The organism is Streptococcus infantis ATCC 700779, assembly GCF_000187465.1.
GTDB classification, from domain to species: domain Bacteria; phylum Bacillota; class Bacilli; order Lactobacillales; family Streptococcaceae; genus Streptococcus; species Streptococcus infantis.
Window position 1 is genome coordinate 982,105 of the sequence record NZ_GL732439.1, and the last position, 12,664, is coordinate 994,768.

The following is a 12,664-nucleotide window of genomic DNA, read 5'->3' on the forward strand; positions in this document are numbered from 1 at the left end:
GTTCGTATTTAGTAAATAGAAAAATTAAATAAAAAAATCGCGAAGAATCGCGATTTTTTTTGTTTTTTAAATTTCATAATACGGAAACGGACGGTCACTATCTAATGGACGATTTGGTACTTCTTTTTCCAAAATAGCCCGCCAACCAGATACCAATTCTTCAAAAGTCAATTTGGTTTCAGGAGAAGCAGTTGTAAGCTTCCGTCCAAACCAAGCCATGGTTGCAGTTTCAAACTGAAGCATAGCGTAGTCGATTACCGGTACATTTGCCTCTTCATAATTCTCATTTACTGCTTGGGCAACTTCTGATGCTTGTGGAAGAAGTTGATTGCTGATTTTATCTACAACACTTGCGTCCATCTCTCGCCAAGAAAGTAATTGACCATCTACCTGATAAAAGAGCTCAAAGGTTTCTTGATTTTTCTTAAAATTGGTAAGAACAAAAGCACGTTCTACTGCATCGGGACCACCAACAGCCTTGACAGCGTTTATCAAGAGGTTTTGTTCCATTTGTCTCCAATAATCATCAGCTTCTTCTACTAAATCAATTGTGAAAGGTGGAACAATTTCCTCGGCAGAAATTTCGCCTTTATTCGCTTTCTCGATATTACCAAATAATTTTTTTAAGAATCCCATTTGCTTCTCCTTTTGGGTTTTATCCAACTGACCCTTCCATTTCATAGCTAATCAAGCGGTTAAGCTCAACTGCATACTCCATTGGAAGTTCTTTGGTGAAGGGCTCTACAAATCCCATGACAATCATCTCAGTTGCTTCAGTCTCTGACAAGCCACGACTCATAAGGTAATAGAGTTGTTCTTCTGAAATCTTAGAAACCTTAGCTTCGTGCTCAAGTGCAACTTGCGAGTTGTGGATTTCATTAAACGGAATGGTGTCAGATGCTGACAAGTCATCCATGATAATGGTGTCACACTCGATGTGAGAAACAGATTTCTTAGAGTTCTTGTTGAAAGTCACTTGTCCACGATAGTCTACCTTACCTCCACCTTTAGCGATTGATTTAGAGACGATAGACGAGCTCGTATGTGGAGCATTGTGGATCATCTTAGCACCAGTATCTTGGTGTTGCCCTGCATTGGCAAAGGCAATCGAAAGCATCGTCCCACGCGCACCTTCTCCATCTAGGTAAACTGATGGATATTTCATAGTTGTTTTGGCACCTAAGTTTCCATCAATCCACTCAACAGTCGCATCTTTCAAAGCCTTAGCACGTTTTGTTACCAAGTTATAAACGTTATCTGACCAGTTTTGGATGGTTGTATAACGCATATAAGCCCCGTCCAAAGCAAAGATTTCTACAATAGCAGCATGCAAGCTGTTGCTTGAATAAGTTGGCGCTGTGCATCCTTCTACGTAGTGGACACTTGCTCCCTCATCAACGATGATTAAGGTACGTTCAAACTGTCCAGTATTTTCGTTATTGATACGGAAATAGGTTTGAAGTGGAATATCTACCTTGACACCTTTTGGTACGTAGATAAAGGTTCCACCAGACCATACTGCTGAGTTGAGGGCAGCCAACTTGTTATCTGTCGGCGGTACCAACTTAGCAAAGTATTGCTTAAACAAGTCTGGGTATTCCTTGAGGGCAGAATCTGTATCTGTAAAGATAATTCCTAACTTCTCAAATTCTTCCTTCATGTTATGGTAAACCACTTCTGACTCATACTGGGCAGAAGCTCCAGCTAGATAGGCACGCTCAGCTTCAGGAATCCCAATCCGTTCAAAGGTTTCTTTGATTTTTTCAGGAACGTCATCCCAAGAACGGGCTGGTTTATCAGATGGTTTTTGGTAGTAGATCAAGTCATCAAAGTCAATCTCTGACAAGTCTGCTCCCCAAGTTTGCATGGGCATTTTTTTGAAGGTTTCATAAGATTTCAAACGGAATTCCAACATCCACTCAGGTTCTCCCTTAGCTGCTGATAGTTCACGAATGACATCTTCATTCAATCCTTTTCCTGTCGATAGGACAGGCTCTACATCGTCATGAAAACCAAATTTATATTCACCAAGATCGATTGGTTTTGGTTCTACTCTTTCTTCAGCCATAATATCCTTTCTTTCATTATATATTTCTATGTTTCTTATTTATCTTCTTGATTTTCAATTGTTTTTTTGAGAGCATTCCAAGCTAAGGTTGCACACTTAATTCTTTGTGGGAATTTAGCTACACCAGATAAGAAAGCTGCATCTCCAAGGCTGTCTTGTCTGTCATCTTTTTGCCCTTGAACCATTTCAGAAAAAATGGTTGCAAGTTCTAGGATTTCTTGCTTGGTCTTGCCCAAAACAGCATCCGTCATCATACTAGCAGAAGCAGTGGAAATCGTGCATCCTGAATTTAAAAAAGCAATATCTTCCAAACGATCCTCTGCGTCAAACTTGACAGAGAGGTTGATAACATCCCCGCAGGTTGGATTATTGAGGCTGATTTGCTCAGCATCTTCTAACTTTCCTTGATGATGAGGATTTTTCGAATGGTCTGCTACCACTGCCATATAAAGGCTATCTAGTTTAGAAAGTGCCATTGAAAAACTCCTTTGTCTTTTGTAGGGCATCGACCAACTTGTCGCAATCAGCCTTGGTGTTGTAGATATAAAAACTAGCGCGAGCTGTTGCTGGAACATCCAAATATTGAAGCAAAGGTTGCGCACAATGGTGACCCGCACGAACTGCTACTCCTTCATAATCCAGAGCAGTTGCAAGGTCATGAGGATGAAGGTCGCCTAGGTTAAAGGCAATGACACCTGAACGTTGAGCCAAATCTTGCGAACCGTAAATGGTCAATCCTTCAATTGCCTGTAATTTTGGAAAGACATATGCAATCAAATCTTGTTCATGGGCTTCAATGACGTCCATACCAATCTTTTCAAGATAATCCACGGCAGCTGCAAGTCCAATAGCACCAGCCATATTGGGAGTTCCTGCCTCGAATTTCCAAGGTAACTCCTTCCAGCTAGCAGATTGCTCGTAAACAAAATCAATCATCTCGCCACCAAATTCTACTGGTGACATTTGTTCCAGATACTTTTCTTTCCCGTAAAGGACACCGATACCAGTCGGACCAGCCATCTTGTGACCTGAAAAGGCAAAGAAGTCCACATCCAAATCCTGTACATCAATCTTCATATGAGGCGTAGATTGAGCACCATCTACCACCATGATGGCTCCAACTTCATGAGCTATTTGCGTGATTTCTTTGATAGGATTGACCACTCCAAGAACGTTTGATGCATGAGCTAGTGAAACAAATTTTACTTTGTCAGTCAATTTAGAACGCAAGTCATCCATATCCAGAGCTCCATCTTTGAGATAGACATAAACAAGCTCTGCCCCAGTCTTTCGGCAAGCTTCCTGCCATGGAATAATATTGGAATGGTGTTCCATGACTGAAATCAAGATCTGGTCTCCCTCAGTCAAGATTTCTTCAGCAAAACGCGCCACCCAGTTAAGACTGGTCGTAGTTCCTCTAGTGAAGAGTACTTCCTTTGTCGAACCAGCGTTGATGAACTTACCAATGGTTTCACGAGCGGCTTCATATGATGCTGTCGCTCTCTCAGCCAAGGTATGAACACCTCGGTGGACATTGGCATTGTCCTGTTCATAGTAGCGATTAATGGCTTCCAGAACAGCTAGTGGTTTTTGTGTCGTCGCAGCATTATCCAAATAAACAAGAGGTTCGTCATTAACAATCTGATCTAAAATTGGAAAATCCTTGCGAATCACTTCTGCATCTAACATAGGCTTCCCCTTAGCGTTTTGACAATTTTTCTTCGATCGTTGCAATCATTTCATCACGAACTTCCTTGACAGGAATCTCAACGATTACAGATCCAAGGAAACCACGAACAACTAAACGTTCTGCAGTTGCCTTGTCCAATCCACGGCTCATGAGGTAGTACATGTCTTCTGGATCAACTTGTCCAATAGAAGCCGCGTGACCTGCAGTGACATCATTTTCATCAATCAAAAGAATTGGGTTGGCATCGGAACGCGCTTGGTCTGAAAGCATGAGAACACGACTTTCTTGTTGGGCATCTGCTCCCTTAGCACCCTTGATGATGTGACCGATACCATTGAAGGTCAAAGTTGCTTTTTCAAGGATAACCCCATGTTGCAGGATATTACCGATAGAGTTGCAACCATAGTTAGTTACTCGAGTATCAATCCCTTGCACCTGACGACCACTTGAAAGAGCTACGACCTTGAGGTCTGCATGGCTACCATTTCCAAGTAGGTCACTATCAAAGTCAGCAACAACATTTCCTTCGTTCATGACACCGATAGCCCAGTCAATACTTGCATCGTTGCCTAATTTACCACGACGGCTAATGTAGGCAGTGACATTCTCACCAAGACGATCAATTGCAGCAAATTTCACTTGAGCACCAGAACGTGCAATCACTTCAACAGTGATATTAGCAGTCGCCTTAGCACTGCCCTCACCGCGTGATTCTAAACGTTCGAGGTAGCTGATTTTAGAGTTTTTACCTGCAATGATCAGAATATGCTTGTTAAATGGCACATCGCTATCGCTATCTTGATAGAAAATTCCTTCGATTGGTTCTGTGATTTCGACATTGTCTGGAATATAGAGAACAGCGCCACTATTAAAGTAAGCTGTGTGGTAGGCTGCCAATTTGTCATCGTCGTATTTTACTGATGACATGAAAAATTCTTCAACGAGTTCTGGAATTTCTTCTAAAGCCGAATGGAAGTCTGTAAAGACCACTCCTTGTTCAGCCAACTCAACTGGAATTTGTTCGAAAACAGTTTGAGTTCCAACCTGCACCAATTTCAAGTGATTATCTAAAGCAGTGAAATCAGGAACATTTGCTGATGGTTCACTTTCCATGATGATTCCATCCCCCAGATTCCAACGGTGAAATTTTACACGCTCAATGACTGGCAATTCCAAACTCTCAATCTTATCAAAAGCTTTTTGACGGAGGTCTGACAACCAGCTTGGTTCAGCGTGCATTTCTGAAAAAAGTTTAATAGTTTCTTTAGTCATTTACTTCTCCTAAAAGATACGAAGGGATTACAATTCTTCCTTGTAGTCATAGCCAAGTTCTTCAGCTAGTTTCGCGTATCCTTCACGTTCCAAGCGTGCAGCCAATTCTGGACCACCAGAAAGAACAACACGACCTTCCATCATAACGTGTACCACATCTGGTGTGATATAGTTCAAAAGACGTTGGTAGTGAGTAATGATCATAGCACCAAAACCTTCACCACGCATAGCATTCACACCTTTAGAGACAACTTTAAGGGCGTCAATATCAAGACCAGAGTCAATCTCATCTAAGAGTGCAAAAGTTGGTTCCAACATCAAGAGTTGAAGAATTTCGTTACGTTTTTTCTCACCACCTGAGAAACCTTCATTGAGGTAACGCTCTGCCATTTCTTCTTTCATGTTGAGCAATTCCATTTTTTCGTCTAACTTAGTGATAAATTCACGAACTGAAATCTTCTCATCATCTTCTTTACCAGCATTCATAGCTGCACGAAGAAACTCAGCATTTGTAATCCCAGGAATTTCTGATGGATATTGCATGGCAAGGAAAAGTCCCATACGCGCACGCTCATCCACTTCCAATTCAAGGATGTTTACACCGTCAAACAAGACTTCACCTTTAGTGACTTCATAGTTTGGGTTCCCCATAATAGCAGCTGAAAGAGTAGACTTACCGGTACCATTTGGTCCCATGATAGCTGCAATTTCTCCTGTTTTAAGAGTCAGATTGACCCCTTTTAAAATTTCTTTTCCTTCAATTTCAACGTGAAGATCTTTGATCTCTAATACTGACATGATTGTTCCTTTCTTTTCATCCTTTTTACTGTATTTACCTGAAATTTAACCTTTTTAAATCCCTCGAAAAACACAGTAAAATGTCAATAAATATACCTTAATAGTATAACAAAAAAAAGCCTAAAAGGCTTTGATTTTGTCTAGAAGCTAGGAGCTACTTCTTCCCTTGAAAATGATCGTCTATAGCGCTCACAATTTTACCCATGATATAACTCACGCGAAAATTTCTCAGGATCAAAATAGCCCAAAGCAAGGCCACGATATACCGTTGCTCCATGATGGATTCATTAAAGAAATAAGTCTCAGCAGCAGTAAATAAGGCCATGATAATAAATTGTTGTCTGTTCATAGTCTTTTACCACCAATCCCTTTTAGTCTTCTGCTATGGTCACTTTATCTGCTAAAAATTCAAAGCCTTGAGGAAGAATTGACTCCTCAGTCTCTTCCTCCACGACCTGTTCTTGAGAACCTTTAGCTCTGCTTGAAAATGCAGCTCGAACTTCCTTCCATTCTTCCATAGAAATAGCAAGAATCTCTGGAGAAAATCCAGCAGCACGACTAAGAATATTGCCAAACATGGTGTTAAGATTGTCTCGTTTCATGGTTTGACCAGCATTGAAATTCGATTCAAAAGCCAAAATCGCATGATGTTCATTAGCAGCAACTGGTTGAGAACCAGCCAAGAGTGCCTTATCTGGTCCTGATAAGCTTTCGATGACTTCTCCCCAAGCATTCTGAAGACGGATTAAGTTTTGACGGGCTAAGTCTGGATTTTCTACTGCTTCTTGAAGAATAGACTGAACCTTATTTCGGTCTACACGATAGATTGACTTACTGTTAGTCGGACGACTTTGTGTAGAAACAGTTTGTTTGGGATTAGAACCAACATTAGCAAGAGCTTGTTTCAATCGTGCAACTTCTTCTCGAAGAGAAGACAATTCCTCAGCCACTTCACCTGAAAGTTCTGGTTGAGAATCAATTTCTGCTAAACGAATAGTCATCATTTCGGCATAAATTTTAGGTTGTAGGCTAGCCTTAATATCAGCTAGACTTCTAGTAGCAAGACTAATCATCTCAAACAAGACATCCTGCGGAAGAGCTAAGTTTCTCTCAAACGCATCACTATGATGTGTATTTTCTCCACCTGCTTGAACAATTAAGATATCACGGAGATATTGCAGCAAATCGACTACAAAACGTGTCATGCTCTTTCCATTCTCAAAAATCAGATCAAGATTTTGAAGGGCTCCTGGTACATCCTTTTGAGCTAAAGTAGCTACGTAATGATCCAAGGCACTTAAACTAATGGTACCAGTGATTTCTTCTGAGACTGCAGTTGTCAATGTAGCTTCTTGGGTTAAGCTTAATGCCTGGTCTAGAATTGACAAGGCATCCCGCATCCCACCTTCAGCTCGGCGAGCAATAATTTCAACAGCTTCTGTTTCGTAATCAATCCCTTCTTTTTCTAAAATCTGGAAGATATGATCTCGAATATCCTGAGTCTTAATGGACTTGAACTCAAATCGTTGAACACGAGACAAAATAGTTGCAGGAATTTTATGAAGCTCAGTCGTTGCCAAAATAAAGACTACATTTGGAGTTGGTTCTTCCAGTGTTTTCAAAAGGGCATTAAAGGCACCTGTCGAAAGCATATGAACCTCATCAATGATATAAACCTTATACTGAGCTATACTTGGAGCATAAGTTGATTTATCACGAATATCACGAATTTCATCAACACCATTATTAGAAGCAGCATCCATTTCGATAACGTCTTCTAAACTTCCATCCGTAACAGCTTGACAGATGTAACAGTTATTACAAGGTTCTCCCCCTACTTGATTAGGGCAGTTCATAGCCTTAGCAAAAATCTTAGCCACACTAGTCTTACCAGTTCCACGAGGCCCTGAAAATAGGTAGGCGTGACTAATCTTATCCTGTTCCACAGCCTGTTTAAGAGTTCTAGCAACAACTTCCTGGCCCACTAACTGTGAAAAATTTTGACTTCTATATTTTCGATAAAGCGCCTGATACATTATTCCTTCTCCTCAAACATTGAAAATTTCCATTCTGTCTTATCTAGTAAAATGGTCACAAACTCTTCTAAATACTTCTGATCAATTTCATCATAATCATCGACATAAGATGAGTCCAAATCTAATACACCCAGAAGCTGTCCATTTTTTACCATTGGAAGTACGATCTCGCTACGAGCACTACTATCACAAGAAATATAATTTGGATAAGTCTTGACATCACCAACGATAACTGTTTGACAGCTAGCCGCTGACTCACCACAAACTCCTTTTCCGAGCGCAATTCTAACACATGAGACTCCACCCTGAAAAGGGCCTAAAATAAGCTCATTTCCGTCATATAAATAGAAACCTGCAAAGACAGTACGAGGAAAGTTCATTTTTAAGAGAGCACTGGCATTGGATAGATTAGCCAACACATTAGTCTCACCTTCTAAAAGACTAGAGAGTTGTTCATTTACAATTTGATAAATTGATTCTTTTTCGGAATGTAACATAAATCCATTATATCAAAAAATACTAGTTGAAAAAAGAAAAATCCCTTGTTTTACAACAAAGGATTTATAATTAGTTCTGATTGATTAAAGTTCGATGTCTCCGAACAAGTCAGCCATTGAGAATCCTGTTTGAGTTTCAGGAAGTTCAAAGTCACGTTTTTCTTGACGTTTTGGACGACGTGGACGTGGAGCACGTTTTTCTTCGTTTTGTCCTTCTTCTTGAGCTGGACGTTCTTCAAGAGCTTTGATAGAAAGTGAAACGCGTTCTGCATCAGCATTAACATCAAGAACTTTAACAGTAACTTCTTGACCAACTGTAAGAGCTTCTTTTGGATTTTCAATACGTTTGTGTGAAATTTGTGATACGTGAACAAGTCCATCGATACCTGGCAATACTTCAACAAATGCACCGAAGTCAGTCAAACGTTTAACTGTACCTTCTACAACGTCACCTTTAGCCAATTTTTGCTCAACGCCATCCCATGGTCCAGGTGTTGTTGCTTTAAGTGAAAGTGATACACGTCCTTCTTCTTCGTTAAGGTCAAGGATTTTCACTTCAACTTCTTCACCAACAGTTACAACTGATTTTGGTGAAACGTTACGTTCGTGTGACAATTCAGTCAAGTGAACCAATCCATCAACACCACCAAGGTCGATGAAAGCACCGAAGCTTGTGATACGAGCAACTTTACCAGTTACTACATCGCCAGCAGCCAATTTACCGAAAACTTCTGCACGAGCTGCTGCAGTAGCTGCTTCTACAACTTCACGACGTGAAAGGATGAAGCGGTTTTCTTTAGGGTCAACTTCTTTGATTTTAGCTTCAAATTCTTGACCTACAAAACGCTCAGTGTTACGTACGAAACGAGTATCCAACATTGAAGCTGGGATAAATCCACGCAAACCTTCAAATTCTACTGAAAGTCCACCTTTAACAGCGCGAGTTCCTTTAACTGTAACAACTTCTTCTTCGCGTCCTACAAGTTTGTCCCATGCTTTGCGAGCTTCAAGGCGTTTTTTAGATACAAGGTATGTTACTGTATCAGTATCTTTACCAACTACTTGACGAAGTACAAGAACATCAAATACTTCACCTACTTTTACAAAGTCATTGATATCAGCATCGCGATCGTTTGTCAATTCGCGAAGAGTCAAGACACCTTCAACACCAGTTCCAGAGATTGCAACGTTAGCTTGATTAGCATCAACTGTCAATACTTCAGCACTAACAACATCACCAGGTTCAACTTGGCTAACGCTATTTAGCAAATCTTCAAATTCATTCATCTAAAAAATCCTCCAACAATCAAGTCTTTTTAACTTGACATACTTATAATTTTTTTCCTAAGCACCCGCAACGACATGAACATCTCGAACGTCCTTCAATTATAAAAATAAAATACCCTAAGATATTTTTCTTTTTATCTTGAATTTATTACCTAAGAACTGGGGTAGCTGGATTCGAACCAACGCATGAGGGAGTCAAAGTCCCTTGCCTTACCGCTTGGCTATACCCCATTGATGATATGGAGAGAGAGGGATTCGAACCCCCGAACCCGAAGGAGCGGATTTACAGTCCGCCGCGTTTAGCCTCTTCGCTATCTCTCCGACAATCAACGAAAACTATTATATCATGAAAATTTGCAAAAAACAAGCATTATTTTGCTAAATTATAGTTCTCAATCAATATTTCCACAGCTTTTTCAAGATTTTTGTAAAAACTATCGACATTTCCATTCTTTATGATTGCAAATTGGTCATCTAGTTCGGCAATTTCACCGATTAATTTTTTACCAATCATTAAAGTATAACCATCGTACTTATCTTTTCCAACTACTACTTTAGCATCTGATAATTGAATCTCAATTTTTTTGTCTTTTTTACTCATACCATACCTCTTTTCACTTTTTCTATTTTACAAGAAATTCCCTAATCTAGCAAGAAAAAACTCTCTATCATGCTTATCTTGACAGAGAGTTTAAGGAATATTTTTTAATTTGAAAATTGAATTATTAGTGAGTCGCCCCTCCGACCAATTTCAAATCTTTATCTTTATGGTCCACGATAGCACCAATAGCAACTTCGATACCTCGGACAATATCTCTTAAGCACATGGATGCAATATTAGGCTTATTTACCACTTGTTCTGTCATATAGGGAATATGCATAAAGCCTGCTCTCATGTTAGGAAATTTCTTATCCGCTAAATAGAGTGCCTGATACATCAGATGATTGCAAACAAAGGTTCCAGCTGTATTGGATATTGAAGCAGGTAACCCTTCTTCTTTTATGGCTTGTACCATTGCTTTGATAGGAAGTGTGCTAAAGTAGGCAGCTTCTCCATCTAGGCGAATGGGAGTGTCAATCGGTTGATTTCCTTGGTTATCTGGAATTCTAGCATCATCTTGATTGATAGCAACTCTTTCAGGAGTTAAACTCGCTCTTCCTCCTGCTTGTCCGATGCAAAGCACAACATCTGGTTGGTATCGATTTATTTCTGCTTCTAAAACCTCTGCTGATTTATAAAAGACCGTTGGGATTACTGCCCAATGAAGCTCTGCACCATTGATTTCAGACGGTAATGATTTAACTGCTTCTAGAGCTGGATTGACCTTTTCACCACCAAAAGGATCAAATCCTGTAACTAATATTTTCATTTTATTTCCTTTACTAAAATGCCAAAAAGTACATCAGAAATACATGTATGATAATCATGACAATAGCTACTCCTACTTGCGCTTTGATAACGCCATTTGGATCCTTCATATCCAAAAGGGCCACAGGTAGAGTATTAAAATTGGCAGCCATTGGGGTTAATAAAGTTCCACAACAACCTGCTGTCATAGCAAGAGCACCCGCCACGATTGGATCTGCTCCCAAGGAAAATACAAAGGGAACACCAATTCCAGCAGTAATGACAGTAAAGGCCGCAAAGGCATTTCCCATAATCATTGAAAATAGAACCATTCCCAACACATAAGCCACTACACCCATCAACCGACTCCCCGAAGGCACAAAACCACTTATCAGATGTGACATTAAATCTCCAACTCCAGCTACAGTAAAAATAGCCCCCAAAGCTCCTAAAAGTTGGGGTACAATCCCACTAGTTGAAACTTGCTGAACCATGCGATTATTTTCTGCCAGCAAGCTTTTAGGAGAACTCTTAGTAATCAATAAAAGAGAGATGGTTGCAAAAAATGCTGCAAGGCTGATAGCAATCTTACTAAACTCAGGGATCATTTTAGCTAAAACTAAAGCAATCAAAGCCATCAGCATAACCGGAATAAAAATTTTATTCTTCAACCGTTTAGCTTCAATATTTGCCTTGACTTCATCCAGAGACGGCAATGTCCCGATACGAACCTGTTTAAAGAGAGTTAGTAGTGCTAATAGCACTACGATAACTCCAATACAGATAGAAGGTAGATAGGAACCACCAATAAAACTGATTCCCAATAAAGCCCAAAACCCAGCTGTTCCATATCGAACTGGGTTTGTTTTGTCTTTATAGCTACAATAGGCCGTGTGAAGAAATTGACAACCAATCACAATATAGGTTAACTCTAATAACTGTCTTGCTAGATTAGTCATTCATCTTTTCCTTTACTAAGCTTATTCGCTAGCAGTTTTCTATCAAATAAGTAATTGTACAGCCCTACCACAAGCAAGGCAACTCCTGCAACAATAAGAGAAGCCGAAGCGATCCCTGCATAATTACTTTCGTAACCTAATTGGTCCAGAGTGCCCCCCACCAAGAGGACACCACCTGCACCAACGAAAGTATTCTGAGCAAAGAAATTTGCAAAATTATCATTTGCTGCTGCACGCGCTTTTAGCGCTTCGCTCTCCTGCTCCGTTAATTTTCTACCTAATTGTGACTCTGCCGCTGCTTGTCCCATGGGTTGAACCAGAGGCCTTACAAACTGCGGCTGCCCTCCTAGACGAATGGCAAAGAACCCGTCGAGTTCCCGAAAAAAGAAATAAATTGTATAAAAACTTCCTACGGTCAGTCCTTTAATCTTTTGAATCAAGTCAATTGAACGTTGCTTGAGTCCAAAAGTTTCAGATAAACCAACCAAGGGCAAGGTCACCATAAAAATCGTAAGAACTCGTTGATTGCTAAATTCTCTTCCTAAAATTTCCAAGAACTCAACAAGAGAAACTCCAGAAACTAGAGCTGTAACTAAACTAGCTAAGACTACCGTTGCGATGGTATCTAATTTATAGATAAAACCAACCACAATGATAGCTATCCCTATTAGTTTAATCCATTCCATATAGGCCCCTTTATTCCAAAAAT

The 12,664-nt window shown here is 40.0% G+C and carries 14 protein-coding genes and 2 tRNA genes; all 16 read right to left on the reverse strand.

The features are described from left to right. Nucleotides 1-66 precede the first annotated feature (66 nt). The 16 genes from HMPREF9423_RS07265 to HMPREF9423_RS07340 all read right to left on the reverse strand — a co-directional run bounded on the left by HMPREF9423_RS07265 (nt 67) and on the right by HMPREF9423_RS07340 (nt 12,641). Entirely contained in the window at nt 67-636 is a 570-nt protein-coding gene (locus tag HMPREF9423_RS07265) for a hypothetical protein (protein WP_006155887.1), read from the reverse strand. Nucleotides 637-655: 19 nt separating this feature from the next. Beyond that, entirely contained in the window at nt 656-2,068 is a 1,413-nt protein-coding gene (sufB, locus tag HMPREF9423_RS07270; RefSeq protein ID WP_004253255.1) for a Fe-S cluster assembly protein SufB, read from the reverse strand. A 35-nt stretch (nt 2,069-2,103) separates the two neighbouring features. Further along, on the reverse strand, nt 2,104-2,544 hold the full coding sequence (sufU, locus tag HMPREF9423_RS07275; RefSeq protein WP_006148683.1) for a Fe-S cluster assembly sulfur transfer protein SufU: 441 nt from the start codon (nt 2,542-2,544) through the stop codon (nt 2,104-2,106). Further along, on the reverse strand, nt 2,531-3,757 hold the full coding sequence (locus HMPREF9423_RS07280) for a cysteine desulfurase (protein ID WP_006155890.1): 1,227 nt from the start codon (nt 3,755-3,757) through the stop codon (nt 2,531-2,533). The genes sufU and HMPREF9423_RS07280 overlap by 14 nt, the downstream gene beginning before the upstream one ends. A gap of 10 nt (nt 3,758-3,767) precedes the next feature. Continuing rightward, complete coding sequence (sufD, locus tag HMPREF9423_RS07285; RefSeq protein ID WP_006148685.1) at nt 3,768-5,030, reverse strand: Fe-S cluster assembly protein SufD; 1,263 nt, start codon at nt 5,028-5,030, stop codon at nt 3,768-3,770. 27 nt (nt 5,031-5,057) lie between these two features. Continuing rightward, the gene (sufC, locus tag HMPREF9423_RS07290) at nt 5,058-5,828 is read right to left on the reverse strand and encodes a Fe-S cluster assembly ATPase SufC (RefSeq protein WP_000114489.1); all 771 of its coding nucleotides are present in this window, start codon (nt 5,826-5,828) and stop codon (nt 5,058-5,060) included. A gap of 154 nt (nt 5,829-5,982) precedes the next feature. After that, entirely contained in the window at nt 5,983-6,177 is a 195-nt protein-coding gene (locus HMPREF9423_RS07295) for a DUF3272 family protein (RefSeq protein ID WP_004253242.1), read from the reverse strand. Between the two features lie 22 nt (nt 6,178-6,199). After that, the gene (gene dnaX / locus HMPREF9423_RS07300; RefSeq protein WP_006148688.1) at nt 6,200-7,864 is read right to left on the reverse strand and encodes a DNA polymerase III subunit gamma/tau; all 1,665 of its coding nucleotides are present in this window, start codon (nt 7,862-7,864) and stop codon (nt 6,200-6,202) included. Continuing rightward, entirely contained in the window at nt 7,864-8,361 is a 498-nt protein-coding gene (locus HMPREF9423_RS07305; protein ID WP_006148689.1) for a GAF domain-containing protein, read from the reverse strand. Before HMPREF9423_RS07305 ends, dnaX begins: the two co-directional genes overlap by 1 nt. Nucleotides 8,362-8,445: 84 nt before the next feature. Then, nucleotides 8,446-9,648: a 30S ribosomal protein S1 gene (gene rpsA, locus HMPREF9423_RS07310; RefSeq protein ID WP_004253232.1), complete on the reverse strand. Its 1,203-nt coding sequence runs from the start codon at nt 9,646-9,648 to the stop codon at nt 8,446-8,448. Between the two features lie 159 nt (nt 9,649-9,807). After that, nucleotides 9,808-9,879: transfer RNA gene (locus HMPREF9423_RS07315), tRNA-Gln, on the reverse strand. Between the two features lie 9 nt (nt 9,880-9,888). Beyond that, nucleotides 9,889-9,969, reverse strand: a tRNA-Tyr gene (locus HMPREF9423_RS07320). 49 nt (nt 9,970-10,018) lie between these two features. Next, nucleotides 10,019-10,249 carry a DUF2969 domain-containing protein gene (locus tag HMPREF9423_RS07325; protein ID WP_006148690.1) on the reverse strand — a complete coding sequence of 77 codons (231 nt, stop codon included), beginning with the start codon at nt 10,247-10,249 and terminating at the stop codon, nt 10,019-10,021. Nucleotides 10,250-10,373: 124 nt separating this feature from the next. Continuing rightward, entirely contained in the window at nt 10,374-11,018 is a 645-nt protein-coding gene (pcp, locus tag HMPREF9423_RS07330; RefSeq protein WP_006148691.1) for a pyroglutamyl-peptidase I, read from the reverse strand. A gap of 13 nt (nt 11,019-11,031) precedes the next feature. Beyond that, nucleotides 11,032-11,955 carry a DUF979 domain-containing protein gene (locus HMPREF9423_RS07335; protein ID WP_006148692.1) on the reverse strand — a complete coding sequence of 308 codons (924 nt, stop codon included), beginning with the start codon at nt 11,953-11,955 and terminating at the stop codon, nt 11,032-11,034. Continuing rightward, a complete protein-coding gene (locus HMPREF9423_RS07340; RefSeq protein WP_006148693.1) occupies nt 11,952-12,641 on the reverse strand; it encodes a DUF969 domain-containing protein in 690 nt (229 codons plus the stop codon). The genes HMPREF9423_RS07335 and HMPREF9423_RS07340 overlap by 4 nt, the downstream gene beginning before the upstream one ends. Nucleotides 12,642-12,664 lie beyond the last annotated feature (23 nt).